Source organism: Micromonospora sp. NBRC 110037 (assembly GCF_001652995.1).
GTDB lineage: Bacteria > Actinomycetota > Actinomycetes > Mycobacteriales > Micromonosporaceae > Micromonospora > Micromonospora chalcea.
Map to the genome: position 1 here is coordinate 2261034 of NZ_BBVA01000002.1, position 24171 is coordinate 2285204.

Sequence of the window (24171 nt, forward strand, 5' to 3'; positions counted from 1 at the left end):
CGACCACCATCGACAGACAAGGACAACCTGATGGACGCCGACGACGCCCGCACCCGGGCGCAGGACGCGCTGCGCCGGCTGGAGAACCCGGCGCAGCCGCTGACGCTGCTCGCCCCGGACGCCCCGGCCGAGTACGCCTGGTGCTGGGTGTACCCGTTCAACACGGTCCGGGCCACCGAGACCGGCAGCATCATGGACACGCTCGCGGTGGGCCCGCTCGTGGTGCCGAAGAACGGCGCCGAGCCCTGGGTGGCCCCGTCCGGCCCGCCGCTGGAGCGGTGGCTCAACGAGTACGCCGCACGCGAGGGGCTGCCCCCGGTGCCGGTTCCGGCCGCGCCGGACCCGTTCGCCTGAGCCCGGACGGTCCGCCGCGACCGGCACGACTGTCGCGGCGGACCGCCCGCCACCTGGAGGAACCATGACGGACCGGCCTTCCCCGCCCGGACCACCGCTGGCCGATCTGCTGCACCGGATGATGCGCGGCGACGAACCGGTGGAGCGGATCGGGTCGGCGCTGCGCGACGCCCGGCTCGACCTCGCGATGAACGGCGACGGCCGGCCGCTGGTCGTGCGCTCCTTCGACGACATGCCCTGCGTGGTGGTGGCCACCTCGGCGGCCACGCGCGCGGACACGTTCGCCCCGCTGTGGCGCCCGGTCGAGCTGGCCGAGCTCGCCGAACTGCTGCCCGACGGCATCGACCTGCTCGTCGACCCGGACGGTCCCGAGCCGGTACGGCTGGCCGCCGCGATCGTCTGGCACGCCCTGCTGCCCGCCGACGAGGAGGCCGCCGGGTGAGCGACGCCGAGTTCCTCCTGCTGCTCGATCCGGAGTGGACCGACGGCGAGGACGACGAGCCGCCGTTCGAGGCGGTCGTCGGGATGTGGCCGGTCGGCCCGGACGGCGAGGTCGGCCGGTTCCGGAGCAACCCGGAGTACCGTCCCCGCTTCCCGGACTCCCCCACCGACCCGGCCGACGCCCTGCTGCGCCTGACCGCGGCCGGCGAGGCCGAGCCGGCAGACCTGCTCACGGTCCTGCGGGACGCCACGTTCCACCTGGCGACGAACGGCGACGGGCGGCCACTCGTCGTGCCCGATCCCGAGGACGGGAGCTGCGTGGTGGTCACCACGAGCGCGGTGCACCGGGAGCGGGTGCCGGCGCCCGGCTGGCGGCTGCTCGACCTGACGGAACTGGCCACCGCGGTCGGCGCGTACGACGCGCTGGTCAACCCGGGCGGCCCGGCGCCGGCCCGCCTGTCCGCCGCCTTCCTGTGCGAGGCGGCGCCGTGAGCGCCGGGACGCTGCACCTGCTCCTGCTGCGCGCCGCGGGCCGCGTCCCGGACGACGACCTCGTCGCACTGCGCGCGCTGCTCGCCGACGGCGACCGGGGCGCCTGCGCGGCCCGGCTGCTCGGCGCGTTCCCGCAGTCCGCGGCGGAGATCGCGGCGCTGGCCACGCTGCTGCCACCGGAGACCCCGTTGCCGCCGGACCCGGCGGCCGACGAGGACGTGGACACCGAGCCGCGCACCCTGTTCGTCCCGTTCCCGCCGGCCGACCTGCCGCTGTACGCGACCGCCGCGCCGCTCGTCGTGGACGAGACTGCGGGCGGAAACGTGGACGACCTCGACCGGGCCCTGCTCGACGTGCTGGACCCGGCGCACACCGCCGGGGTGTGGCGCTGCTGGCGGATCACCGCCGGGCCGGGCGACACGGCGAGCGCCGTGCGCGTCTACCTGGTCGAGGCGACACTGCCCGACGACGAGCTGCCCGACGTCGCCGACCGGGGACAGCGGGCGCTCGGCGCCGCCGGTCACGCCGTGCCGGTCGAGGTCTACCGGCCCGGCCTGCCGCTGCCCGCGTACCAGTGGGCGGCCCGGTCCCGGTCGGCGCTGATCTGGGCCCCGCGGCCACCCGGCGAGGTCCGGGTGGCGGCCGACGGAGACGGGCGGCTCCCACTGGACGACGACGAGATCGCGCCGTTCGTCACCTACCTGCGGTCCGCCCCCGCGCTGACCGCGCGCCTGCGCACCGACGGCGCGTGGATCTGGCCGGCCGACCTGGCCGACCGGGTGCTCGACGAGGGCGCGCTGGCCGACGAGGGCCTGCGCCGGCACCTGCGGCTGCGCCGGGCCGAGCCGGGGCCGCCGGCCGACGCGGTCGCCGTGCACCGGGCGCTCGCCGCTCTGGTGCGCGCCGGCTGGCCGCGCTGATGCACGAACGGCTTCGGTCGGGGTGTCCTTAGGGCACGACCGTCCGGCCGGACCGGCGCCCACGGCACCCGGCGTGGTCGAATGCGCCGAGCGCCGCCGACGAGGACGCGAGGAGGCCGGGAATGACGGAGCAGGAGCAGCTGCACATCGCGCTGCTGCGCCTCGGCGGGCAGGTCCCCGACGCGATGCTGGCCGAGGCGCGGCTGCGGCTCGCCGACACCGGCACGGTGGCCCTGCCCGAGCCGCCCGGGGCCCTCGACCTGGCGTTCACGTTCGCCTCGGCCGTACCCGATCCGCGTGTCTTCGGTGGACGGGTGCCGCCGCTGGCGGACCTCACCGGCCGCGAGGGCCTGATGGACGACAACGACCGGGTCGCCGTCGCGGTGGTCCGGCGGCAGCCCGACGCCGTGGCGCTGTGGCGCGCGTGGCGGATCGCCCCGGAGTGGGCGGCCTCGGTGATCCCGCCCGCGCCGGTGTACGTGCTGGAGGCGAACGGGCCGCAGGCGGTGACGGCGGCGAACGTGATGCGGGCGCTCGCCGGGGCCGGGCTCACCGCGCCGCTGGTCGAGGTGTACCGCTCCGGTGACAAGCTTCCGCCGTACGCCGCGGCGGCCCGCGCATCCGGCGCGCTGCTCTGGGCCGACCGGGACGCCGAGCCACTGCGGATCGCCCGGGTCCACGACGAGGTGGACGACGACGGGGCCCGCTTCGCGCCCGACCGGGAGCGGCTGTCGGGCCCGGAACTGGCCCGGGTGGCCGCGTACCTCGACGCGGGCACCCCGGTGCTGGCCACCACCGCGCGGGGACCGGACGTGGTCCGGCCCGAACGCGGCCGGGTCGTGCCGATGACCTACCGCACGGACGGCCGCTGGCTGTGGCCCGAGTCGGTCGCCTACTACCTGCAGGCGTACGGGCTGGCGCCGGAACCGGACCTGCTGGCCCACATCCGCTCGCGCGGGGATCTGCTGCCGGTCACCGATCCCGCCGACGAGCACCGCGCGCTGGCCCTGCTGTTCCAGTCGTACGCCCTCGTGCCGGCGGCGCCGGACGCATGACGATCTTCGTGGCGATCGCGTCGTACCGGGACCGGGAACTGGTGCCGACGGTGCTGGACTGCCTGGCGAAGGCGGCGCGCCCACAGGACGTCCGCGTCGCGGTCTGCTGGCAGCACCTCGGCGACGAGGACATCTCCGCCATCCGGGACCTGCCCGGCGTGGACGTCCAGGAGTACGACGCCCGCGACAGCCGGGGCGCCTGCTGGGCCCGCGACCAGACGTTCCAGCGGTACCGCGGTGAGGACTGGCTGTTGCAGGTCGACAGCCACACCCGGTTCGCGCCGGACTGGGACACGCGGCTGATCCGGATGGCGCGGGAGACCGGCGCGGCGAAGCCGGTCCTGACCGCGTACCCGGCGAGTTACGAGCCCGAGCGGGAGTTCACCGGCGACGGCGTGCCGGCCGAGATCGTGGTCACCGACTGGACGGCGTTCGGCATACCGGTCTTCGGTCAGCGTCCCATCGAGGGTGCGGCGCCCGGCGTACCGCCCAAGCCGGCGCTGTTCCTGGCCGCCGGTTTCCTCTTCGCGCCCGGCTCGTTCGCCGTCGAGGTGCCGTACGACCCGGGCATCTACTTCCACGGTGAGGAGATCACCCTGGCGTTGCGCGCCTACACGTGGGGCTACGACCTGTTCCATCCCACCGAGGTGCTGGCGTGGCACTACTACATCCGCCAGGACAAGCCGCGGCACTGGAGCGACCACGTCGAGTCCGACTGGGCCCGCTACGAGGAGCTGAGCCGACGGCGGGTGCTCTACATGCTGCACACGCCGCCGGTCGACCGGCTCGGCATCGGCCCGGTACGCACGCTGCGGCAGTTCGTGGAACACACCGGCTGCAACTTCACCCGGCGCACCTGGACCGACATGCTGGCCCAGGAACTCGTGCTGCTCTTCTGACATTCCTGTCGGCCGGCTACCGGGCGAGCCGGTTCCGCTCGTAGTGGCCTCTGAAGTCGAAGAAGCGCAGCCCGTCCACAGTCGCGTCGGCCGCGATCTGCTCCGCCGTCCAGACATGGTCGGAGTAGTCGTCCATCGCGACGCCGCCCCGACCGAGCAGCGTCAACGTCAGGCGACGGACCTCCACCGTCCCGTCGACCCGGCCCGAGACGTCGACCTGCACCGCCCACCTGGGCCGGTCACCGCGGGCGCGGCTCAGGGCCCGCACCGCCGCCGGCTCCCAGTCCGCGTACAGGTGCTCGTCCTCGTCGGTCAGATCCGGGTACAGGCATCCGTCCACCAGCCACGGATGTCTCTGATCCGGCGACAGCCGGTCGAGCAGGGCGACGACGGCGGCCTGCTCCATGGCCGGGAAGACGAAGACGGTACGCACGCCACGAGCGTCGCACGCCGCAGCCGATCCGAAGCGCCCCGCCACTGCGACCTGCCGGCGTGCGGGCAGGCGTTCAGCCGTTGCTGGGACTGGAGATCCCGCGCCTCGCGAAGGACTCGGCGACCTCGTCGAAGGCCGCGACGGCCAGCTCCGGCCGCGCGGCGGCCTCGGCCAACGGCAGCTCCACCTGAGGGTCGTAGCCGGACAGACCGGTGACCGCCTCGACGACCGCGCCGAGCTGGTGCACCGCCGCGACGACGGCCCGGGCGTCACCGCCCCGGTACCAGTACGGCACGGTGACACTGACCTCGTCCGCGTAGTAGCTGACCTGGACGCCGGTCGGCTCGTGCGTCAGCTCGTAGTTGTCGGTCCCCTCGAACACGGAGACCTCACCGAGCACCTGCCGCGCCGCCGCCACGATCCGGTTCCACGCCTCGGCGCGCGAACGCTCGTCGCTGTCGGCCTCCGCCGCCGCCTCCAGGGCGTCCTCCCAGGACTGGTCGTCGCCTCGGGGTACGAAGATCAGGTCATAGCTCATGACGAAGGACCGTACATCCAGGCGCTTTGATGCGCCGGTCGACTCCGCCTACTGGTGATCAGGATGACCTGGACGAGTCAGCACATCGTCCAGTCCTCGACGGTCAAGACCAACTCCTCAGCGCGAGTGGTCGAGATGCGATGTCGTTTGGCGATATCCGCCAGCACCGCTCCCTCGCTGACCTCGACATTGTCCTGTGTTGCTTGGTTGAACTCCCCGCTGAGCCCGTATGCCTGCGCGGACGGGACTCGACACTTGTCCGGCTGGCTCAGCTTGTCGCGGACGATGGCCTGGTGGAGCTGGTAGCCCTGCCAAGAGGCGGCGTCCCCTTTGGCGGCGTCCGCCCAACGCCCCTCAGGCGCCCATTCGAACGCCGCGTAACTGGGCGACACCTCACGTCGGTCGTATGTGATCACGATCGACAGCGCCTGCCATCCCTGCCCTCTGTGGTTCTCCACGATACGTGTCGCGACGTCGATGACCTGCTGAACGCTGACGGGGTAGACGTGCAGTTCCACCCGCAGGGCTAGACGGCGAGCGCCGGAGCCGGAACTGACGTCTCGGCGCTCGAAGATGTCGTAGGCAGGCAGCACTTGCCTTGTACTCGCTGGGCGACTCGCCCCTACCGGTGGCGTGGAAGGCGGCGTGGCCGACGGGGTAGGCAGAGCGGTGGTGCGAACCGGCTCGGGCGTGCGCGTACTCGGTGCTGGCGTTCGCTCGATGGTAGGGGAGGCTGGGGCAGGTTGCGAAGGTGACGCCCCGCCGAGGAGAAGGCCGACAGCGGAGAGAGCACCTCCGCCGATGCAGCAAAGGAAGAGACCACCGACAACTGCCACCGACAGGACGATCCCTACCCTCATGCCCTTCCCGGGAGCCCTGGCCGCATACTGCGCCGGGGGTCGCCCTGAAGGCGTCGCCGCGTCGGTTCCAAGCGGATTAACGAACGGATCCGGCGGATCGGGCGTCTGCTGCACGGCAGCTCCAATGGGAGGGCGTACAAACGATTGTCGACACCGCCGCGGTCCCTTACGTTCCACCGAACAGTGGAACTACGAACTGGCTGAACGTTCACGGCTGCGAAGTGACACCCGAGCGTAGGGTCCCGCAGCTACCGGAACGCCTTGCGCTCAGAATAGCCGCCAGCACCTGGAACGAACGACGTCCAGGAAGCGGTCGCCAGCGGCAACGAATCGAAAACGCCACGTCCAAAGGGATGCGTCTCACGTGATGCTTGGCGAGCCTCCGGCTCGCTCTGCCGATGCGAGTGCCTCCTCGGTCTGTCGCACGACAGCGGCATCGGGTATCGGCATCTGGGCCGGACTACGGCGCAGAAGCGGAGCGGCGATGTCCTCGGCAGGTCACGGGCGACGCCGATCTGCCCGTACGGCCGCCCACGGCGACCCGTTCGAAGGGTCGATCACGATATATGCGGGTGCCACGCTGGCGGGCATGCCGAGCGAGCAACGGGAACAGTGGGTCCGGATGGCACGTGCCGCACTGATCATCGCCGCGATGCGACGGTCGCTGCTGACCTACGGCGAACTGGGCCAGGCGATCGGCATGGCCGGCGTGGATCTCCGCAACCAGATGCGCCACGTTCTGGCCCGGGTGGCCGAGGAGTGCACCGCCGCCGGAGAGCCTTCCCTACCTGCGCTGGTCGTCAATGCCACCACTGGTCAGCCAGGCTCCGGCTGGATCGACGGCGCGGTCCGCTGGCACGCGGAGGTGCAGAAGCTGTTCCGGCACTGGAACTCACCGCGCTGAGCCGGTCCCACTTCTGTTGGCGCACCGGCCCTCCGCGCCCACGTGAACGCACCCTCAGTCCCACGTAGCGCGCCGGTTCACTGACCGTTACTCGTCCGTGTTCGCCACTCGTCCAGGCGCGTACCGGCGATGCGGGCGCCGTCGGCGGGAACCAGCGAGCGTTCGGCCACCGCGGCACCGAAATAGCGGGCGCCGGGATCACCCACCACCGAACGAGTATCCCGCTGAGCGTCGAGGACGGATCGTCCCAGTTCGTCGAGGCGGAACTGCTCCGGGCCGCCGACCTCGACCACGGCGTACGTCGGCGCGCCGACCACGACCTCGGCCACTGCGGCGGCGACGTCGTCCGCTGCCATCGGCTGGATGAGCACCGGCGCGAGGTGCACGGTAGCGCCGTCCGTGGCGGCGTCGACGATGCCCTGGAGGAACTCGAAGAACTGGGTGGCGTGCACGAGCGAGTACGGGAGCCCGGACGCCGCGATGAGCTGCTCCTGGGCGACCTTCGCCCGCATGTATCCGCTGTCCGGAAGCCGTTCGGAACCCACGACGGACAGCGCCACGTAGTGACCCACCCCGGCGTCCGCGGCGGCGGCGAGAAGGTTGCGCGTGGACGTCTCGAAGAACTCCAACGCGGCGCTGCCCTCCAGCGACGGCGAGTTCGACACGTCGACGACGGCGCTGGCGCCGGTCAGCGCCTCCGCCACTCCTTCGCCGGTCAGCGTGTTCACGCCGGCCTTCGGCGACGCCGCCACCGCTTCGTGGCCCTGGCATCGAGGATCTTCACGAGCTTGGAGCCGATGAGCCCACTGCCACCGATGACGACGACCTTCATGATCGAGCCCCTCCCTGGTCGGCACTGGCTGATTGGCGCTGCCACCAGTAGGACGGAAACCCTGCGCGGACGCAGGAAATTCGCCGAGAACAGCTCGACGGAGATCGTCCGGCTTCGACTGGAAGATCCCGGGCGGTCACGCCGGGGCGTAGCGGCGCACTCCGTCGACGTCGGCAGCCTTCAGCCGCCCCTGCGCCACCAGCAGGTCGAGGTGGGCGGCCGTCTCGGTGACGGCGAGCATCTGGTTGAACAGGTCCAGGTCGGCGAAGGCACGCTCCCACCTGGTCCAGGTCAGTTGACCCGCCGCCTCGTAAGCCGTCGTCGCGTCACGCACGACCCCGCACGCCTGGTCGAGTCGCTTCGCATGATGGTGCAGGAGTTCGTCGACGCGCGCGTGGACACTCGGGCCGACCGGGCCGTGCGCGGGCAGCATCCGCTGGTCGGGCAGAGACCGGACCAACCGCAACGAATCCAGGTAGTCCCCGAGTGGCAGCGCCGCGGCCGCCGCCTCGAAGCCGATGGACGGTGTGATGTGCGGAAGGACGTGGTCGCCGGTGAACATCAGCTCCGCGTCGCGATCGAGGAAGACGACGTGCCCACGGGTGTGTCCAGGGGTCGCCACCACCCGCAGGGTCCTGGTCGGTAGGACGACGTCGGTCCCCCCGGCCAGCCAGTCGTCCGGTGCCGCCCAGTCCGTCGGATCATGCCGCGCCGACTCGGCCCGCGCGCGCAGCGCTTCGACGATCTCGCCCGCACCGCATCGCGTCAGCGCCTGCCAGTGTTCGGACATCGGCCGGTGGCCCGGAGTCGACAGCTCGCGGATAGAGGGTTCCTCGCCCTCGCCGAGGCTCACCGTGGTGCCGAACTCGCGCCGTACGGCCACCGCCATCGCGTAGTGGTCGCGGTGCACGTGCGTCACGAGGAACCGGCGCACGTCCGCAAGGCCCGCGCCCAGTGCAGCCAGGGCCGCATCCAGTGTCTGCCGGGCCGCCGTGATGGCCCAGCCCGAGTCGACCAGCACGAGGCCGTCGTCACCGGCCAGGGCGTACACGTTCACCGATCGCAGACCGTCCTGCGGTAGCGGCAGCGGAATGCGGTACACACCGGCGGCCACCTCGAACACGCCCGGACGCGTCCAGTCCGACGTCACGTCATCGGGCTCGACCCGCATCGCTGCTGCCCCCACCATTCGCCGTCCTCCATCCAGAGCATGACCGACACGACTGTGTCACTTGCGCTTGCGGATCTCCTCGGCGGCCTGGGGGACGACCTTGAACAGGTCGCCGACCACGCCGTAGTCGGCGAGTTCGAAGATCGGCGCTTCGGCGTCCTTGTTGACCGCGACGATGGTCTTCGAGGTCTGCATGCCGGCCCGGTGCTGGATCGCCCCGGAGATACCGAGGGCGACATACAGCTGCGGAGAGACGGTCTTGCCGGTCTGGCCGACCTGGAACTGGTGCGGGTAGTAGCCGGAGTCGACCGCCGCGCGGGACGCGCCGACCGCGCCGCCGAGCAGGTCGGCGATCTCCTCGACCAGCTTGAAGTTGTCCGCGTTACCGACACCACGCCCGCCGGACACGACCACGGACGCCTCGGTCAGCTCGGGGCGGGAGCCCTTCTGCTCGGCGACCCGCTCGACGACCTTGGCGAGCTTGTCCGCGTCGGTGACCGACACGGTGAGCTGCTCCACCTCCGGGCTGGCGGCGGCCGGGGCCGGGTTGAGCGAGTTCGGCCGGACGGTGACCAGCGGCAGGCCCTTGGTGACCTTGGACTTGACGATGGTGGAGCCGGCGAACGCCACCTGGGTGGCGGTGCCGTCGGCGGCCAGGGCGACCACGTCGGTCAGGATGCCGTTGTCCAGCTTCACCGCCAGCCGGGCGGCGATCTCCTTGCCCTCCTGCGACGAAGCCAGCAGCACCGCCGCCGGCTGCACCCGCGCGACGAGGTCGGCGACCACAGTCGCCTTCGGGGCGACCAGGTAGCCGTCGATCTCCTCACCCTCGGCCGCGTAGATCTTCTCCGCGCCGTACTCGCCGAGCTTGGCGCTCAGCGCCTCGGCGGCGCCGGCGCCACCGAGGACGACGGCGCTCGGGGTGCCCAGCTCGCGGGCGAGGGTGAGCATCTCGAGGGTGACCTTCTTGACGCCGAACTCCCGGGTGGCTTCGACGACGACGAGAACCTCAGACATGTCAGTGACCTCTCACACGAACTTCTCGGAGGCGAGGAACTCGACCAGCTTCACGCCGCCGTCGCCCTCGTCGGTGATCTTCTCGCCGCCGGAACGCGGCGGGCGCTTCGAGTGCTCCACCACCGCGCTGGTGGCGCCGTCGAAGCCCACCTCGGCCGCGGCCACGCCCAGGTCGCCCAGGGAGAGCGTCTGCACCGGCTTCTTCTTCGCGGCCATGATGCCCTTGAACGACGGGTACCGCGGCTCGTTGATCGTGTCCCACACGGAGACCACAGCCGGGGTCGAGGCGGTCACCACCTCGTAACCCTCCTCGGTCTGCCGCTCCACCGTCAGGGCCGACCCGTCCACGGTCAGCTTCCGCGCGCCGGTCAGCGCGGCCACACCCAGCCGCTCGGCGATCATGTGCGGCATCACCTGCACCCGCCCGTCGGTCGACTCCGCACCGCACAGAACCAGATCGGCGCCCAACTGCCCGAGCGCCGCGGCGAGGACCTTCGAGGTCGCCACCGCGCAGGAACCGTGCAGCGCGTCATCCACCACATGCACGGCCTTGTCCGGGCCCATCGACAACGCCTTACGGATCGACTCGGTCGCCCGGTCCGGACCCATCGTCAGGATGGTGACCTCACCACCATGCGCTTCCTTGATCTTCAACGCCTCTTCGATGGCGTACTCGTCCATCTCATTGATCACGTTGTTCGCCGAACCGCGGTCGACGGTGTTGTCGTCAGAACGCAGGCTGCGGTCCGCGCCCGAATCAGGCACCTGCTTGACGAGTACGACGATATTCATCGCTTCGATCACCCTTCCTGTCTCGCGGCGTCACGCATGCTCCGGGCGTCCTGGCCACCGAGGGAGTCACTGCCCACCTCGGCATTGTGCGCGTGAGCGACGTGGTGCAGCCCGAACACCGAATCCATTCCGTCCCGCAGGCCCATGAGGTCCTCGGCCTGGTTGACCGCCTTCTTGGTCAGCGCGAGACCCAGACGCGGCATCTGCGCGATCCGTGCGGCGAGCCCCATGACCTCCGCCTCGAGCTCGTCTCTGGCGACCACCCGGTTGACCATGCCCAGCTCCGCGGCGCGCGCCGCCGGCATCCGGTCGCCGGTGAAGAGGAACTCCTTGGCGAAGCGCGGACCCATCACCCACGGGTGGGCGAAGTACTCGACGCCGGGGATCCCCATGCGGACGACCGGATCGGCGAAGAACGCGTCGTCCGAGGCGACGATCAGGTCGCACGACCAGGCGAGCATGAGGCCCCCGGCGATGCACGCTCCCTGCACCATCGCGATCATCGGCTTGGGCAGCTCACGCCAGCGACGGCACATCCCGAGGTACACCTCGGACTCCCGGGCGAACCGGCTGTCGGCCCCGGCCTTGCCCACATGGTCCCACCACAGTCCGGCCCGCCGGTCGAACGACGAGTCGATGTCCCGGCCCGGCGTACCGATGTCGTGGCCGGCCGAGAAGTGCTTCCCCGCGCCCGCCAGGACGATGACCTTCACCTCGTCGTCCGCGGCCGCGCGGTAGAACGCGTCGTCGAGCGCGTAGGTCATCGCCGAGTTCTGCGCGTTGCGGTACTCCGGCCGGTTCATCGTCACGACGGCCACCGGCCCCCGCGTCTCGTACCGGACGACCTCCGCCGCCGCCTGCGGGTCCACGCCGCTGGTCTCGCTCATCTGGATCTCCTTCTCACGAGTCGGTGTACGTCGTGCGGGGCCGGCGGTCAGGACGCGGGGCGCACGCCGGTCAGGCCGACACCGAGGTCGTCCAGCAGAGCCGACCGGTGCCAGGCGGCGCTGCCCCACGACGACTCCAGAGCCCACGACCGCTTGAGGAACAGGTGCAGGTCGTACTCGGTCGTGTAACCGATCGCGCCGTGGCACTGCAGGGCGGCCCGGCCCACGACGTGCGCCGCCTCGGACGCCAGCGCCTTGGCCGTCGCCAGGGCGCGCAGCCGGCCCGGAAGGCCCGCGGCCAGTTCGAACCCGGCCGTCGCCACCACCGGTACGGCGAACTCCAGGTGCAGCAGCGCCGTGGCGAGGTGGTGCTTGACCGCCTGGAAGCTGCCGATCGGCACCCCGAACTGCTCCCGGGTGCGGACGTGCTCGACAGTGAGGTCGAGCATCCGCCGGGACAGCCCGATGAGTTCGGCCGAGGTCGCCAGCACCCCGCGCTCCCAGGCCAGCCGCATCACCTGCGGGTCGTCCACCGCCGCCACGAGCCGCGCGCCTGCGTACCCGGTCAGGTCCAGCGCGACGTCCACCGACGGCGACGTCGAGACCGCCGCGTCGGACACGTCGAGAATCTCGATGCGCCCCGTCCCACCGAAGCCGCCACGCAGCACCAGGTCGACACCGGAACCGAACGCGACATGCCCGGTCTCCGCAGGGTCGGCGCCGACCGTGAGGCCCCCATCGACGAGCTTCGCCAGCAGGTCCGGAGCGCCCGCGGCGAGCACCGCCGGGGCGACCGCGAGGGTCGCCGTGAGCGGCAGCGGCGCGGCGGCGTACCCGATCTGCGCGAAGACCGACACGAGGTGGTTCTCGTCCAGGCCCAGCCCGCCGTCGTCCTCGGCCACGAGCAGCCCCGCAACGCCGAGACCGGCCAGGCTCTCGGCCAGTGCGGCCACCTGCGCCGATCCGGCTCCGGCGCGTACCGTCTGCGGCGGGCACCGGTCGGTGAGCACCTGACGGACGACCGCCTCCAGCTCCCGCTGCTCGTCACTCGGAGCGAAACGCACGCCTGATCACCTCCTCGGCAGACCGAGCAGGCGCTCGGCGATGATGTTGCGCTGGATCTCGTTGGTGCCCGCGTAGATCGGACCCGACAGCGAGAACTGGTAGCCGCGGGTCCACGGCCCGTCGACGAGCGCGTCCGGGCCGAGCAGTTCCAGCGCCGTCTCGTGCAACGCGATGTCCAGCTCGGACCAGAAGACCTTGTTGAGGCTCGAACGCGCGCCAGCCGGACGACCCTCGACGATGTCGGTGACCTGAGCCAGCGTGAACTGCTGGTAGGCGTGCGCCTGCATCCACGAGCGCGCCACCCGGTCGCGGAGCAGGTCGGTCGCCGCCTCGCCCCGCTCGCCCGCGAGCGCCACGAGCGCGGCTGCCGCCTTGAGGAAACGCCCCGGTGAACGCAGCGTCAGTCCCCGCTCCGAGCCGGTCGTCGACATCGCGACCGACCAGCCCTGGTCGACGCCGCCGAGGACCGCCGAGTCCGGTACGAACGCGTTCTCGAAGAACACGTCGGCGAAGCCCTCGTCACCGTCGAGCCGGTCGAACCCGCGCACCGTCACGCCCGGGGTGTCCAACGGCACGAGGAAGTACGTCAGTCCGCGGTGCCGCTGCGCCTGCGGGTCGGTACGGAACAGCCCGAACAGGTGGGTGCAGAACGCGCCCCGGGTCGACCAGGTCTTCTGCCCGCTCAGGCGCCACCCGCCGGCCTGCTCGTCCCGCACCGCCCGGGACGTGATCCCGGCCAGGTCGCTGCCCGCGCCCGGCTCGGACCAGCCCTGGGCCCACAGGTCCTGCGCCGCCGCCATCCGCGGCAGCAGCTCGTCCTGCTGCTGCTTCGTGCCGAACTCGAAGATCGTCGGGGCGAGCAGGAAGATGCCGTTCTGCGTCACCCGCTGCGGCGCGCCGGCCCGGTAGTACTCCTCCTCGAAGATGAGCCACTGCCAGATCGAGGCCTCGCGGCCGCCGTACTCCTGCGGCCACGACACGACCGACCACCGGTCCGCGTGCAGTGCCCGCTCCCACTCCAGGTGGGCGGCGAAGCCCGCCGCGGTGTCCCCGGAGGGCAGCGGCTGCCGCGGTACGTTCGCGGTGAGCCAGTCGCGGGCCTCCGCACGGAACTGCTCGTCCTGTGCCGACCAGGTCAGATCCATCTCAGTCCCGTCCCGTCCCAGCGGAAACCGTCGCCGGCGTGTCGTGGTAGCGGCGTAGTTGCGTACGCGCCACCGTGCGCAGGTGCACCTCGTCCGGGCCGTCGGCGATGCCGAGGATGCGGGCGCTCGCCCACATCCGGGCGATCGGGAAGTCGTCGGTAACCCCACCGCCGCCGTGCGCCTGGATCGAACGGTCCAGCACGTTGCGGGCGACCCGGGGCGCGACGACCTTGATCGCGGCGATCTCGGTCGCGGCGCCCTGGATCCCGACCTGGTCGATGAGCCACGCCGCCTTGAGCACGAGCAGGCGCGCCTGCTCGATCTCCATGCGGGACTCGGCGATCCAGTTCCGCACCACGCCCTGGTCGGAGATCGGACCGCCGAACGCCTCGCGGGCCGTCGTCCGGCGCACCATCAGCTCGAGGCCCCGCTCGGCCATGCCGACGCAGCGCATCGCGTGGTGGATGCGGCCCGGGCCGAGGCGGGCCTGGGCGATGGCGAAACCCTCGCCCTCGGCGCCGAGCAGGTTCGTCACCGGCACCCGCACGTCGTCGAACCGGATCTCGCAGTGGCCGTGCTGGTCGTGGTAACCGAAGATCGGCAGCGAGCGCAGAATCGTCACCCCGGGGGTGTCGACCGGTACGAGGATCATGGACTGCTGCCGGTAGACGGCCGCCTCCGGGTCCGTCTTGCCCATCAGCACGAGGACGGCGCAGCGCGGGTCCGCGGCGCCGGTCGTCCACCACTTGCGTCCGTTGATGACGTACTCGTCGCCGTCACGCACGATCGAGGTGGCGATGTTGCGCGCGTCGGAGGAGGCCACGTCCGGCTCGGTCATCGAGAAGCCGGAGCGCATCGTGCCGTCGAGCAACGGGGCGAGCCACCGCTGCTTCTGCTCGGGCGTGCCGAACATGTGCAGCAGCTCCATGTTGCCGGTGTCCGGCGCGGCACAGTTCATCGCCTCGGGGGCCAGGTAGGGCGAGCGTCCGGTCTCCTCGGCCAGGTAGGCGTACTCGACGTTGGTGAGGCCGGACAGGTCGGGCAGGAAGAGGTTCCACAGCCCCAGCGTGCGCGCCGTCGCCTTCAGCTCCTCGACGACCGGCGGCAGGACGTGGGACACCCCGCCGTTCTCGCGGGCCGCGGCGGCGAGCTGGGCGGCGTACACCTTCTCGGCGGGGTAGACGTGCTCGGTCATGAACGTGCGCAACGTCGCGAGCAGTTCGCTCGCGCGCGGGCCGGGGCCGAGGTCCATCCGGGTCAGGTCGGTCGCGTCAGCCACCGTCACTCCTTGCCTGTGCTCGTGCGGAGGGCGATCTTGCCGCGCGCGCCACGATTCAGCACCGTGCCGAGCGCGCGGGCGGCCTCCTCCAGCGGGAAGACCTCGCTGACGTGCGGCCTCAGCCGGCCGGCGGCGATCCACTCCAGCACCGTCGTCATGTTGGCGGCGTTCGCCGCCGGGTCGCGCCTTGCCCAGGCGCCCCAGAGGACCCCCAGCACCGCGCCCTCGGTGAGCAGCAGCCGGTTCAGCTTGACCTGCGGGATCGTGCCCGCCGCGTAGCCGACGGTGAGGAACCTCCCGGCCCACGCGAGGGCGCGCAGCGCCGCGGTGGCGGCGTCGCCACCGACGGGGTCGTAGACGACGTCGGCGCCGGCGTCGCCGGTCAGCGCGCGCACCGTCGCGGTCAGGTCGTCGTAGCCGATGGCGTGGTCGGCGCCGTGCGTCAGGCACAGCTCACGCTTGTCCTCGCTCGACGCGGCCGCGATCACTGTCGCGCCGAGGGCCTTGCCGATCTGCACGGCGGTGAGGCCGACGCCGCCGGAGGCGCCGAGCACGAGCAGCGTCTCGCCGGCGGCGAGGCGGGCCCGGTCGACGAGGCCGTGGTAGGACGTGCCGTAGACCACGGGGATCGTGCTCGCCTCGACGAGGTCGACGCCGTCGGGCAACGGGTGGACCATGCGCGCGTCGACGAGCACCTGGGTGGCGTAGCCGCCGATGCCGCAGAAGCCGACGACGCGGGTGCCGACGGGTGGGCCGGTCACCCCGTCGCCGAGCGCCGCGACCGTGCCGGCGACCTCGCAGCCGGGCACGAACGGCAGTTCCGGCTTGGTCTGGTAGGTGCCGGCGACGATGAGGCCGTCGGGAAAGTTCACCCCGGCGCCGGCGACGTCGACGAGCACCTGCCCCGGTCCGGGCTGCGGCTGCGGCCCGTCGGTGACCGTGAGCACCTCGGGACCGCCGAGCTCGCGCACCACCATCGACCGCACGGCTCAGCCCTCGCTGCCCGGGCGCGCCGCCTTGTCGGTGCCGGCGAACTCGTCGCGGATCCGGTCGGCGACCCCGGTGAGGTTGAGCTCGAAGGTGAAGCCCTGCTCGAAGCGGTAGCTGCGGTTGACGTCCCACAGGTCGATGCCGTTGAGCGAGGCCTTGGCGGCGCGGATCACCGTGGGGTCCTTCTCGGCGATGCTGGTCGCGACGGCGAGCGCCGTCGCGCGCAACCGCTCCCGGGGTACGACGCTGTGCACCGAGCCGTACGCGTGCAGCTCCTGGGCGGTGGCGGTGGCCGAGGTGTAGACCATGGCGCGCATCCGGTGCTGGGGCACCATCCGGGACAGGTGGGTGGCCGCGCCGAGGGCGCCGCGGTCCACCTCGGGCAGGCCGAAGGTGGCGTCGTCGGAGGCGACGATGACGTCGGAGTTGCCGACCAGGCCGATGCCGCCACCGAGGCAGAAGCCGTGGACGGCGGTGACGACCGGGACGGGGCACTCGTAGACGGCCTTGAACGCGGCGTAGCAGCCGCGGTTGGCGCCGAGCAGCGCGGTGAAGCCGTCGGTGTGCTGCATCTCCTTGATGTCGACGCCGGCGTTGAAGCCGCGGCCCTCGGCGCGCAGCAGCACGACCCGCACCGACTCGTCGGCGCCGGCGGCGTCGAGGGCGGCGGCGAGCGCGAACCAGCCGGCCACCGGCAGCGCGTTGACCGGCGGGTTGTCCACGACGATCTCGGCGATCCCGTCGGCGTGCACGGTCGTCGTCACCGACGGGTGGCTCGTGGGGTTCATCCCTGCTCCTCGGTGGTCTCGGGCCGCTCGCCGGCCTCGACGGCGACGTCGAGGGGCAGCACGAATGTCGCCCACGCGGTGACGGCCTTGTCGCCGCTCTGCCGCCGGCAGGTCAGCTCGACGTCGACGCGGCCCTCACGGCCGTCCTCGCTTTCGAGCACGTAGGTGCGCAGCGGAACGCCGTCGAGGGTGAGGACGTCGCCGGGCCACACCTGGGCCAGGAACCGGATGCGGAAGTCGCGCACGTTGGGGCCGCCGAGCCAGTCGGTGGCGTAGGTGCCGAGCAGGCTGGCCTGCCACATGCCCACCGAGAAAGGGCTCGGGAACCCGGCCGCCTTGGCGAAGACCTCGTCGTGGTGGATCGGGTTCATGTCGCCCGAGGCACCCTGGTAGCGGACGAAGTCGGTGCGGGTCACCGGGCCGTACGTGCGCGCCGGAGGCGTCGCCGGGACGGGCAGGACGACCTCGGTCGTACGGGGCCCGGCGGTTGCCGTCGTGTCGCTCATGCGGACGCTCCGTCCCCGGTGACCGGCGGGCGGGCCGTCTCGACACCGGTGAGCTTGGCGCGGGCGACGAGACGCCCGGTCTCGTCGTGGAAGTCGGTGTACATCACGGCGAACGTCATCTCCCCGCCGCGACGCCCCACCTTGGTGTAGATCTCGCCGATGCGCGACTGGCAGGTGAGCCGGGTGCCGGCGCGGGGCGGCTCGCCGAAGAAGGTGTACTGCTGCTCGGCGTGCAGGCCGCGCTGCTGGTCGAGCTCGACCGCGGACCACGGGTTGGAGTCCTCGCCCTGCCAGAAGAACGTCGTGGTGAGGAACGTCGGCTGTACGACCGGGTTCTCCTCCCGCAGGTAGTCCGCGTCAGCCGCGCCGGTGGCCAGCGCGAACTCGCGGATCTTGCCGCGTTCGACGTCGAGCCGGAAGGGGGCGCCGGTGACGCCCTGCGCGTCGGGGTTGGCCACGACGTGCTCCTTTCGTTGTTCCGCTGCGAGCCGGCACGGTCGCCGGCGCGCAGCCGGTGGTCACGGGTGCTGGCTCGAGACGGACACGACCTCGCCGGTCATGTACGACGAGTAGTCACTGGCGAGGAAGACGATCACGTTGGCGATCTCCCACGGCGTCGCGGCCCGGCCGAACGCCTCCTGGGCCGAGAGCTGGGCGAGCAGCTCGTCGCTGGTCACCTTGGCCAGATGGGCGTGCATCGCGATGCTCGGGGACACCGCGTTGACCCGGATGCCGTGCTCGGCGACGTCGAGGGCCGCGCAGCGGGTCAGCGCCATGACTCCGGCCTTGGCCGCGGCGTAGTGCGCCTGCCCCTTCTGGGCGCGCCAGCCGATGACGGAGGCGTTGTTCACGATGACCCCCCTGCCGGCCGGGATCATGTGCCGCAGCACCGACCGGGTCGCCTTGAATGTCGAGGTCAGGGTCACCGACAGGACGGAATCCCACTGTTCGTCGGTCATGTCCTGCACCGCCGCGGTGCCGCCGAGGCCGGCGTTGTTGACGAGCACGTCGATGCCGCCGAACTCGGCGGCGACGGTGTCCATGAGGTGGTCGAGCTGGGCCTGGTCGGTGACGTCGCAGGGCACCGCGAGCGGCCGGGTCCCGGTGAGGCGCTCGATCTCGTCGGCCGACGCGGCGAGACGGCGCTCGTGGCGGTCGCTGACGGCGACACGCGCGCCTTCCTCCGCGGCGCGGCGCGCCGTGGCGAAGCCGATGCCGGTGCCGGCCGCGGCGGTGACGAGCACCGAACGCCCGGAGAGCAGCCCGTGGGCCGGGCCGGCCCAGTCGGCGACGTCGGTGTGACCGGTGTCAGACACGGGCGGCCATCTCCTTCGCGATCTCCTCGACGGTCCAGCGGGCGCCCTTGTCGATCGTCCAGTCGTAACTCCACGGCGCGCAGCGGCGGATCTCGCCGCCCTTGGCGTAGTACACCTCGCCGGTCACCGGCACGTCGGCGGTGAGCAGCCAGGCGACGAGCGGGGAGACGTTGCCCGGGTGGTAGACGTCGAACACGGCGGGGTCGGCCGGGGCGGCGACCATCTCGCCGATGCCAGGCAGGTCCTGGGTCATCCGGGTACGCGCGACCGGGACGATCGCGTTGACGCGTACGCCGTAGCGGCTGATCTCCTGGGCGAGAATGACGGTGAGGGCGGCGATGCCGGCCTTGCCCGCGCCGTAGTTCGTCTGCCCGACGGCGCCGATGATGCCCGAGGTCGACGAGACGTTGACGATCGAGGCGACCGGCTGGTTGCCGGCCTTGGACTCGGTGCGCCAGTGGTCGGCGAACACCCGGCACGGCGCGAACGTCGCGCGGAGCTGGCCACGGATGACCGCGTCCCAGTCGTCCTCGCTCATGTTGACGAACATCCGGTCCCGCAGGATGCCGGCGTTGTTGACGAGGCCGTCGACGCGTCCGTAGGTGTCGCGGGCGAGCGCGAGCAGCTCGCGGGCGCCCTCGGTGGTGGCGACGTCCGCGGTGCTGGCCACGGCCCGCCCGCCGGCGTTCGTGATCTCGGCGGCGACGGCCTCGACGACAGAGGGGTCGCTGCCGGTGCCGTCGGCGGCGGCGCCGGTGTCGGCGACGACGACCGAGGCGCCTTCGGCGGCGGCGAGCAGGGCGTGCTCACGGCCGAGGCCGCGGCCGGCACCGGTGACGACGACGACGCGTCCCTGCAGTGCTCCCATGACTACTCCTCCTTGTGCCCGGCCGGGGTCGACGCGACCGGCGCGGGCACGCCGAGCCGGTCGAGGGTCCGGGTGGCCTCGTCGATGATGCGGTCGATGAGCTCGGCGACGCTCGGTACGTCGTCGATCAGTCCGACGACCTGGCCGGTGGCCATGACGCCGAGGTCGGTCCTGCCCTCCAGCAGGGCCGACCGGTAGAGCATCGGAGCGTTTGCCGCCATGACGACCTGGCTCCACGTCAGGTCGTGGGCCTTGCGCATGGCCAGGCCCTCGCGGACCATGTCGCCCCACGGCGTGCCGGACAGCTTCTGGAAGGCGAAGGCGTTGCGTACGGCCCGCAGCAGCCGGCCGGCGGCGGAGGTGCGTTCCAGCTCGTCAATCGTGCCGGCGCGCAGCACGCGCTGCGGCACGCCGTCGACCTGCAGGGTCAGCACGGTGTCGTTGACCGTCTTGGACAGGTAGACGTCCTTCACCGACGGCTGGACCGGCGAGTCGCTGGTGAGCAGGAAGCGGGTGCCCATGGCGACGCCCTCGGCGCCGTAGGCGAGCGCGGCGACGAGGCCGCGGCCGTCGAAGAAGCCGCCGGCCCCGATGACCGGGATGTCGACGGCGTCGACGACCTGGGGCAGCAGCAGGCTGGTGGGCACCCCGCCGGTGTGGCCGCCGCCCTCACCACCCTGCACGATGACGGCGTCGGCGCCCCACGCGGCGACCTTCTCGGCGTGGCGGCGCGCGCCGATCGACGGTACGACGACGAGGCCGGCGTCCTTGCACCTGGCGATGAGTTCCTGCTTGGGGGCCAGCGCGAAGGACGCGACCTTGACGCCGGCCGAGATGAGCAGGTCGATGCGCTTGACGACGTCCGGCTGGTCGGCACGGATGTTGACGCCGAACGGCGCGTCCGTGCCGGCCTGGATCTGCTCGACGGCCTCCACGAGCTCGTCGTAGGAGAGCAGGCCGGCCGCGAGGATGCCCAGTCCACCGGCGTTGGCCGTCGCGGTGGTCAGGCGTACGTCGGAGACGTAGCCCATGCCGGTCTGGACGATCGGGTACCGCACCCCGAACAGGTCGGTCGCCCGGGTACGCAGCGTCGGGTGCATCCCGCGGCCCTGACTCATGCCGGGATCTCGCGGTCGCGCAGCGAGCGGGGGTCGATGACCTCGCGGATGAGGCGCAGTTCCTCGGCGCTCGGCTCGCGGGTGGCCGGGACCTCGCCCTCGACGTGCACGGCACAGCCGGTGGCGGCGTGGAACTCGTCGAGCGTGACGCCGGGGTGCAGGCTGAGCAGCCGCATCGTGCCGTCGGGGCCACCGAAGTCGAGGACCGCGAGGTTGGTGACGACGCGCCGCAGCTCGTGGTGCGCGATCGCGGCCGGGCCGGCGGCCCGGGCGCTGTCGGTGCCGACGCCGGAGATCATGTCGACGGTCCGGACGAAGCTGCGCGTGGAGTGGTTGGGCACCCAGTAGCTGGTCGGGTGGTAGATGCTGTTGCCGGGGGCGCCGCGTACGCCGAGCAGCTGGACCTTGGGCCGGGTGTAGTCGCCGATGGCCGAGATGTTGGTGTTGCCGTGTCCGTCGATCTGGACCGGGATCATCATGACGTGCCGCTTGCCGTGCCAGACGAGGTCGAAGATGGTGCGGAACGGGCTCCAGCCCTCGATGACGACGCCCTCGGTGGCGTGCGGGTCCGCGCCGATCTCCCAGGAGCCGGAGACGAAGTGGGCCTCACCGTCGGTGAGCAGCAGGTCGGGGGCGACGGTGAGCCGGGCGAGGCGGACGCCGATGGCCGGGATCGTGCCGAAGGCGCTGGCGATGGACTCACCGTCGCCGGCGAACGTGTCCGCCACGGCGACCGCGCAGTACTCGGCGCGGGTCACCGGCGCGTCGGCGGTGGTGGCGCTGCCCGTGGGCTGGTCCACGGACTCGGTGGCGGCGCTGCTCATGCGACCTCCTCGGCTCGGGCGGCGACGGCCGCCTGGTAGTCATCTTCGGTACCGGACAGGTACCGCTGCTCGAACTTGGCCCAGGCCTGCGGGTCGCCGGCGGCCTTGACGTACTCACGCTGAAAGGCCTCGTCGCGCTCGTAGTCGGGGGCGCAGGAGGTGAAGTGCGCGCCGTTCGGGGTCTCGACGACACCGGCGACGAGCTGGCGGTTGATCTTGATGGTCGCCGAGTGCCCGGCGGCGCTCAGCTCAGCCGTGGGCACGATCCGCTCGCAGGACATGAAGGCCTGGTCGGCGGCGAGGCAGTAGAGGTCGTCGAAGTACGGGTCGGGCCCGAGGAACTGGCCGTTGCCCTGGGCGTCGGCGCGGTTCATGTGCACGAGGGCCGCGTCGAGGCGCAGCGGCGGCATCGCCACGAGCTGCTCGGTGCCGTACGGGTCCTGGACGAGCTTGAGGTCGGGGTTGTGCTTCAGGACGTCCGACCCGAGCCCGGCGCGGGTCGGCAGGAAGGGCAGGCGGATGCCGGCGGCGTACAGCCCCCACTGGAGCATGCCCTCGTCGTACTCGGCGATCTCGACGGCGCCGTTCTGCCGCGCGGCGCGGAAGTGCGGGTCGAGGGCGATGCTGTCGAGGGAGACGAAACCGAAGACGACCTTCCTGACCTTGCCGGCGGCGCAGAGCAGCCCGACGTCCGGCCCGCCGTAGCTGACCACGGTCAGGTCCTTGAGGTCAGAACGCAGGATCTCGCGCACGAGGGCCATGGGCTTGCGCCGTGAGCCCCAGCCCCCGATGCCGATGGTCATCCCGGATTCGAGCCGCGACACGACGTCGCGGGCGGTCAGAGTCTTGTCGGCCATGTGTCCCTCATCGTTGCGTCTGTCGGAGCACTGCCCGAGCGGTGGTGAGCAGCGCGAAGGGCGAGTCGCGTGCCGGGCATCCACGGCCGGGTCGCCATGTAGCAAGCGCTTGGTTGGTACACTAACAGCCCCAGGGGAAGGGTCAAGACCCTGTGGCCAAGGAGGGCGGAAGATGGACACCGTGGTGCGCGAGCGCGTCGACGCGGTGGGAGTCGTCAGGATCAATCGGCCGCAGGTGCGCAACGCCCTCGATCCCGACACCCTCCTGGCGATGACCGACGCCCTGCTCCGGTACGACGCGGACCCGGGCGTACGCGCGATCGTGCTGACCGGCACGGGCGAGTTGTCCTTCAGCGCGGGGATGGACCTGCGCGCCGCGGCCGAGGGGCGCCTGGTCGACGTGGCCCGCAGCCCGCTGACGCTGCTGCGCGGCGGCTACCGCAAGCCGGTCATCGCCGCGGTCAACGGGCCCGCCGTCGGCGGCGGCTTCGAACTCGCCCTCGCCTGCGACCTCGTCGTCGCGGCCGAGCACGCCTACTTCGCGCTGCCCGAGGTGGGGCGCGGCATCGCCGCCACCGAGGGCGGCACCGACCTGCCGCGTCGCCTGCCGGTCGCCGTGGCCCTGGAACTCGGGCTGACCGCCGAACCGCTTGCCGCGGCCCGGGCCCACGAGCTGGGGCTGGTCAACGCTGTGGTCCCCGCCGACGAGGTTCTGCCGCGCGCGCTGCATCTGGGCGCCCGGATCGCGACCCACTCCCCCGCCGCGGTGCGGGCGACCAAGCGGCTCATGCACCTGAGCCTGGACCCCCGCGTGGGCGATCTCGCCGCGGTCAACCGGCTCGCGACCCTCGAACTGCTCGCCGGCCCGGACGCGGCCGAGGGCGCGGCCGCGTTCGTCGCCAAGCGCGCGCCGCGATGGGCGGACGCGCCCTGAGCGCTCAGGGACGCGCCGCCGCGATCTGCGCACGCGTCCACGCGACCGAACGGGTCAGCGCCGGCTCGGCGCCCTCGGCCTCGACGGCCGGGCCGAGCAACTCGACGTCGACGACGCCGGTGTAGCCGGCCCGCAGCACGCTCGCCAGCAGACCGGCCATCGGCAGGTCGCCGTCTCCGGGCACCCACCGGTTCGGGAACGTCGAGGTGCCGACCCGGAAGTCGGACACCTGCAGAATCTCGACCTGGCCGACCCGGTCGCGGATCAGCTCCGTCAGGCCCCGCTCCTGCCAGCAGCAGTAGAGGTCGAGGCAGATGCCGATGCCGCAGAGGTCGGCCAGGGCGACGGCGTCGCGCGCGGTGTGGGTGAAGCTGAGGTCGCACTTGACCGGCAGCGTGTTCTCCACAGCGAGGCGTACCCCGTGTTCGCGGGCGGTGGCCACGACCGGAGCGATCCGCTCGGCGAACCGGCCGGCCGCCTCCTCCCACGTCAGGTGCGCCGACGGGCCCGAGGTGAGGTAGACGAGGTCGGCCCCGAGCCGGCCGGCGTCCACGACGCCCTGCTGCAATGCCGCGACCTGCTGCGCCCAGCCCGGCTCGTCGTCCGGGTGGGCGGTGAAGCTGTGCACGAGGTAGCCGAGCCGTACGTCGTGCCGGGCGAGCAGGTCGCCGAGAGCGGCCACGCCGAAGGAGGCGGCCTTGCTGCGCTGCAGGCCGACGAGGTCGGCACCGGTACGCCGGTACATCGCGACCTCCTCGGGCAGGGCCCAGGACATCGCGGCCATGCCGCTGACGCAGACCGGGTTGGTCGTGGCGGACATCGGGCTCCTGTCGGCTCGGCGGTCGTCCGGAGGGTCGGACGTCGGGTCGGTCTCGGACGTCGGGTC

29 protein-coding genes are annotated in these 24171 nt (G+C 72.0%); 8 read left to right on the plus strand and 21 right to left on the minus strand.

All coding sequences use genetic code 11. From position 1 onward, the window contains the following. The first annotated feature begins 30 nt into the window (after positions 1 to 30). The 6 genes from A4R25_RS09195 to A4R25_RS09220 all read left to right on the plus strand — a co-directional run bounded on the left by A4R25_RS09195 (position 31) and on the right by A4R25_RS09220 (position 4161). Positions 31 to 354 carry a YrhB family protein gene (locus A4R25_RS09195; RefSeq protein WP_064446314.1) on the plus strand — a complete coding sequence of 108 codons (324 nt, stop codon included), beginning with the start codon at positions 31 to 33 and terminating at the stop codon, positions 352 to 354. A 64-nt stretch (positions 355 to 418) separates the two neighbouring features. After that, positions 419 to 796, plus strand: a complete 378-nt coding sequence (locus tag A4R25_RS09200; RefSeq protein WP_064446315.1) for a hypothetical protein — start codon at positions 419 to 421, stop codon at positions 794 to 796. Beyond that, on the plus strand, positions 793 to 1287 hold the full coding sequence (locus A4R25_RS09205) for a type VII secretion system-associated protein (protein WP_064446316.1): 495 nt from the start codon (positions 793 to 795) through the stop codon (positions 1285 to 1287). Before A4R25_RS09200 ends, A4R25_RS09205 begins: the two co-directional genes overlap by 4 nt. Next, complete coding sequence (locus A4R25_RS09210) at positions 1284 to 2207, plus strand: hypothetical protein (protein ID WP_064446535.1); 924 nt, start codon at positions 1284 to 1286, stop codon at positions 2205 to 2207. Before A4R25_RS09205 ends, A4R25_RS09210 begins: the two co-directional genes overlap by 4 nt. 122 nt (positions 2208 to 2329) lie before the next feature. Beyond that, positions 2330 to 3262, plus strand: coding sequence for a hypothetical protein (locus A4R25_RS09215; RefSeq protein ID WP_064446317.1), 933 nt, complete (start codon positions 2330 to 2332; stop codon positions 3260 to 3262). Next, a complete protein-coding gene (locus A4R25_RS09220) occupies positions 3259 to 4161 on the plus strand; it encodes a GlcNAc-transferase family protein (protein ID WP_064446318.1) in 903 nt (300 codons plus the stop codon). Before A4R25_RS09215 ends, A4R25_RS09220 begins: the two co-directional genes overlap by 4 nt. Positions 4162 to 4177: 16 nt before the next feature. Here A4R25_RS09220 and A4R25_RS09225 read toward each other — a convergent pair whose 3' ends face one another. From A4R25_RS09225 to A4R25_RS09235, 3 genes are all read right to left on the minus strand, one after another. Then, positions 4178 to 4594, minus strand: coding sequence for a hypothetical protein (locus A4R25_RS09225; RefSeq protein WP_064446319.1), 417 nt, complete (start codon positions 4592 to 4594; stop codon positions 4178 to 4180). 73 nt (positions 4595 to 4667) lie between these two features. Continuing rightward, positions 4668 to 5132: a hypothetical protein gene (locus A4R25_RS09230; protein WP_064446320.1), complete on the minus strand. Its 465-nt coding sequence runs from the start codon at positions 5130 to 5132 to the stop codon at positions 4668 to 4670. Between the two features lie 77 nt (positions 5133 to 5209). Then, positions 5210 to 5725: a hypothetical protein gene (locus tag A4R25_RS09235; RefSeq protein ID WP_064446321.1), complete on the minus strand. Its 516-nt coding sequence runs from the start codon at positions 5723 to 5725 to the stop codon at positions 5210 to 5212. A gap of 856 nt (positions 5726 to 6581) precedes the next feature. Here A4R25_RS09235 and A4R25_RS09240 point away from each other — a divergent pair. Further along, on the plus strand, positions 6582 to 6896 hold the full coding sequence (locus tag A4R25_RS09240; RefSeq protein ID WP_064446322.1) for a hypothetical protein: 315 nt from the start codon (positions 6582 to 6584) through the stop codon (positions 6894 to 6896). 77 nt (positions 6897 to 6973) lie between these two features. Here the strand turns inward: A4R25_RS09240 and A4R25_RS09245 are convergent, their stop codons facing one another. From A4R25_RS09245 to A4R25_RS09325, 17 genes are all read right to left on the minus strand, one after another. Further along, the gene (locus A4R25_RS09245) at positions 6974 to 7624 is read right to left on the minus strand and encodes an SDR family oxidoreductase (protein WP_231915469.1); all 651 of its coding nucleotides are present in this window, start codon (positions 7622 to 7624) and stop codon (positions 6974 to 6976) included. Between the two features lie 240 nt (positions 7625 to 7864). Next, positions 7865 to 8899, minus strand: coding sequence for an MBL fold metallo-hydrolase (locus A4R25_RS09250; RefSeq protein ID WP_064446323.1), 1035 nt, complete (start codon positions 8897 to 8899; stop codon positions 7865 to 7867). A gap of 57 nt (positions 8900 to 8956) precedes the next feature. Beyond that, positions 8957 to 9916, minus strand: a complete 960-nt coding sequence (locus A4R25_RS09255; RefSeq protein ID WP_064446324.1) for an electron transfer flavoprotein subunit alpha/FixB family protein — start codon at positions 9914 to 9916, stop codon at positions 8957 to 8959. A gap of 12 nt (positions 9917 to 9928) precedes the next feature. Beyond that, entirely contained in the window at positions 9929 to 10708 is a 780-nt protein-coding gene (locus A4R25_RS09260; protein WP_064446536.1) for an electron transfer flavoprotein subunit beta/FixA family protein, read from the minus strand. A gap of 8 nt (positions 10709 to 10716) precedes the next feature. Beyond that, the gene (locus A4R25_RS09265) at positions 10717 to 11595 is read right to left on the minus strand and encodes an enoyl-CoA hydratase (protein WP_051611025.1); all 879 of its coding nucleotides are present in this window, start codon (positions 11593 to 11595) and stop codon (positions 10717 to 10719) included. Positions 11596 to 11642: 47 nt separating this feature from the next. Beyond that, positions 11643 to 12659 (minus strand): acyl-CoA dehydrogenase, encoded by a 1017-nt coding sequence (locus tag A4R25_RS09270; RefSeq protein ID WP_064446325.1) that lies wholly within the window; start codon positions 12657 to 12659, stop codon positions 11643 to 11645. Between the two features lie 6 nt (positions 12660 to 12665). After that, positions 12666 to 13805, minus strand: coding sequence for an acyl-CoA dehydrogenase family protein (locus A4R25_RS09275; RefSeq protein WP_064446326.1), 1140 nt, complete (start codon positions 13803 to 13805; stop codon positions 12666 to 12668). Position 13806: 1 nt separating this feature from the next. Then, positions 13807 to 15057, minus strand: coding sequence for an acyl-CoA dehydrogenase family protein (locus tag A4R25_RS09280; RefSeq protein ID WP_064446537.1), 1251 nt, complete (start codon positions 15055 to 15057; stop codon positions 13807 to 13809). Positions 15058 to 15086: 29 nt separating this feature from the next. Then, on the minus strand, positions 15087 to 16061 hold the full coding sequence (locus A4R25_RS09285) for an NADPH:quinone oxidoreductase family protein (protein ID WP_104113746.1): 975 nt from the start codon (positions 16059 to 16061) through the stop codon (positions 15087 to 15089). Positions 16062 to 16073: 12 nt separating this feature from the next. Beyond that, the gene (locus tag A4R25_RS09290; protein WP_043324815.1) at positions 16074 to 16862 is read right to left on the minus strand and encodes an enoyl-CoA hydratase family protein; all 789 of its coding nucleotides are present in this window, start codon (positions 16860 to 16862) and stop codon (positions 16074 to 16076) included. Continuing rightward, positions 16859 to 17368 (minus strand): MaoC/PaaZ C-terminal domain-containing protein, encoded by a 510-nt coding sequence (locus tag A4R25_RS09295; RefSeq protein ID WP_064446328.1) that lies wholly within the window; start codon positions 17366 to 17368, stop codon positions 16859 to 16861. Before A4R25_RS09295 ends, A4R25_RS09290 begins: the two co-directional genes overlap by 4 nt. After that, positions 17365 to 17826, minus strand: coding sequence for a MaoC family dehydratase N-terminal domain-containing protein (locus A4R25_RS09300; RefSeq protein WP_043324817.1), 462 nt, complete (start codon positions 17824 to 17826; stop codon positions 17365 to 17367). The genes A4R25_RS09295 and A4R25_RS09300 overlap by 4 nt, the downstream gene beginning before the upstream one ends. Before the next feature lie 60 nt (positions 17827 to 17886). After that, positions 17887 to 18684, minus strand: coding sequence for an SDR family oxidoreductase (locus A4R25_RS09305; protein ID WP_064446329.1), 798 nt, complete (start codon positions 18682 to 18684; stop codon positions 17887 to 17889). Beyond that, positions 18677 to 19552 (minus strand): SDR family NAD(P)-dependent oxidoreductase, encoded by an 876-nt coding sequence (locus tag A4R25_RS09310; RefSeq protein WP_064446330.1) that lies wholly within the window; start codon positions 19550 to 19552, stop codon positions 18677 to 18679. Before A4R25_RS09310 ends, A4R25_RS09305 begins: the two co-directional genes overlap by 8 nt. A gap of 2 nt (positions 19553 to 19554) precedes the next feature. Next, a complete protein-coding gene (locus A4R25_RS09315) occupies positions 19555 to 20652 on the minus strand; it encodes a nitronate monooxygenase family protein (RefSeq protein ID WP_051611028.1) in 1098 nt (365 codons plus the stop codon). 14 nt (positions 20653 to 20666) lie between these two features. Beyond that, positions 20667 to 21494, minus strand: coding sequence for a CoA-transferase subunit beta (locus tag A4R25_RS09320; RefSeq protein ID WP_205797172.1), 828 nt, complete (start codon positions 21492 to 21494; stop codon positions 20667 to 20669). Then, on the minus strand, positions 21491 to 22351 hold the full coding sequence (locus A4R25_RS09325) for a CoA transferase subunit A (RefSeq protein WP_064446331.1): 861 nt from the start codon (positions 22349 to 22351) through the stop codon (positions 21491 to 21493). Before A4R25_RS09325 ends, A4R25_RS09320 begins: the two co-directional genes overlap by 4 nt. Positions 22352 to 22523: 172 nt before the next feature. Between A4R25_RS09325 and A4R25_RS09330 the strand changes: the two genes are divergently transcribed. After that, on the plus strand, positions 22524 to 23285 hold the full coding sequence (locus A4R25_RS09330; RefSeq protein ID WP_064446332.1) for an enoyl-CoA hydratase/isomerase family protein: 762 nt from the start codon (positions 22524 to 22526) through the stop codon (positions 23283 to 23285). Between the two features lie 4 nt (positions 23286 to 23289). Here A4R25_RS09330 and A4R25_RS09335 read toward each other — a convergent pair whose 3' ends face one another. Next, the gene (locus A4R25_RS09335; protein ID WP_064446333.1) at positions 23290 to 24105 is read right to left on the minus strand and encodes a sugar phosphate isomerase/epimerase; all 816 of its coding nucleotides are present in this window, start codon (positions 24103 to 24105) and stop codon (positions 23290 to 23292) included. Between the last annotated feature and the right edge of the window lie 66 nt (positions 24106 to 24171).

What these genes read in the sequence shown, in the direction of transcription:
- A4R25_RS09265 (WP_051611025.1), bottom strand. Translation starts at nt 11,595, where the DNA reads ATGAGCGAGACCAGCGGCGTGGACCCGCAGGCGGCGGCGGAGGTCGTC.
- A4R25_RS09335 (WP_064446333.1), bottom strand. Translation starts at nt 24,105, where the DNA reads ATGTCCGCCACGACCAACCCGGTCTGCGTCAGCGGCATGGCCGCGATG.
- A4R25_RS09310 (WP_064446330.1), bottom strand. Translation starts at nt 19,552, where the DNA reads ATGGGAGCACTGCAGGGACGCGTCGTCGTCGTCACCGGTGCCGGCCGC.
- A4R25_RS09250 (WP_064446323.1), bottom strand. Translation starts at nt 8,899, where the DNA reads ATGCGGGTCGAGCCCGATGACGTGACGTCGGACTGGACGCGTCCGGGC.
- A4R25_RS09195 (WP_064446314.1), top strand. Translation starts at nt 31, where the DNA reads ATGGACGCCGACGACGCCCGCACCCGGGCGCAGGACGCGCTGCGCCGG.
- A4R25_RS09330 (WP_064446332.1), top strand. Translation starts at nt 22,524, where the DNA reads ATGGACACCGTGGTGCGCGAGCGCGTCGACGCGGTGGGAGTCGTCAGG.
- A4R25_RS09320 (WP_205797172.1), bottom strand. Translation starts at nt 21,494, where the DNA reads ATGAGCAGCGCCGCCACCGAGTCCGTGGACCAGCCCACGGGCAGCGCC.
- A4R25_RS09220 (WP_064446318.1), top strand. Translation starts at nt 3,259, where the DNA reads ATGACGATCTTCGTGGCGATCGCGTCGTACCGGGACCGGGAACTGGTG.
- A4R25_RS09260 (WP_064446536.1), bottom strand. Translation starts at nt 10,708, where the DNA reads ATGAATATCGTCGTACTCGTCAAGCAGGTGCCTGATTCGGGCGCGGAC.
- A4R25_RS09230 (WP_064446320.1), bottom strand. Translation starts at nt 5,132, where the DNA reads ATGAGCTATGACCTGATCTTCGTACCCCGAGGCGACGACCAGTCCTGG.
- A4R25_RS09280 (WP_064446537.1), bottom strand. Translation starts at nt 15,057, where the DNA reads ATGGACCTCGGCCCCGGCCCGCGCGCGAGCGAACTGCTCGCGACGTTG.
- A4R25_RS09315 (WP_051611028.1), bottom strand. Translation starts at nt 20,652, where the DNA reads ATGCACCCGACGCTGCGTACCCGGGCGACCGACCTGTTCGGGGTGCGG.
- A4R25_RS09255 (WP_064446324.1), bottom strand. Translation starts at nt 9,916, where the DNA reads ATGTCTGAGGTTCTCGTCGTCGTCGAAGCCACCCGGGAGTTCGGCGTC.
- A4R25_RS09215 (WP_064446317.1), top strand. Translation starts at nt 2,330, where the DNA reads ATGACGGAGCAGGAGCAGCTGCACATCGCGCTGCTGCGCCTCGGCGGG.
- A4R25_RS09290 (WP_043324815.1), bottom strand. Translation starts at nt 16,862, where the DNA reads ATGAACCCCACGAGCCACCCGTCGGTGACGACGACCGTGCACGCCGAC.
- A4R25_RS09275 (WP_064446326.1), bottom strand. Translation starts at nt 13,805, where the DNA reads ATGGATCTGACCTGGTCGGCACAGGACGAGCAGTTCCGTGCGGAGGCC.
- A4R25_RS09240 (WP_064446322.1), top strand. Translation starts at nt 6,582, where the DNA reads ATGCCGAGCGAGCAACGGGAACAGTGGGTCCGGATGGCACGTGCCGCA.
- A4R25_RS09285 (WP_104113746.1), bottom strand. Translation starts at nt 16,061, where the DNA reads ATGGTGGTGCGCGAGCTCGGCGGTCCCGAGGTGCTCACGGTCACCGAC.
- A4R25_RS09325 (WP_064446331.1), bottom strand. Translation starts at nt 22,351, where the DNA reads ATGGCCGACAAGACTCTGACCGCCCGCGACGTCGTGTCGCGGCTCGAA.
- A4R25_RS09295 (WP_064446328.1), bottom strand. Translation starts at nt 17,368, where the DNA reads ATGAGCGACACGACGGCAACCGCCGGGCCCCGTACGACCGAGGTCGTC.
- A4R25_RS09200 (WP_064446315.1), top strand. Translation starts at nt 419, where the DNA reads ATGACGGACCGGCCTTCCCCGCCCGGACCACCGCTGGCCGATCTGCTG.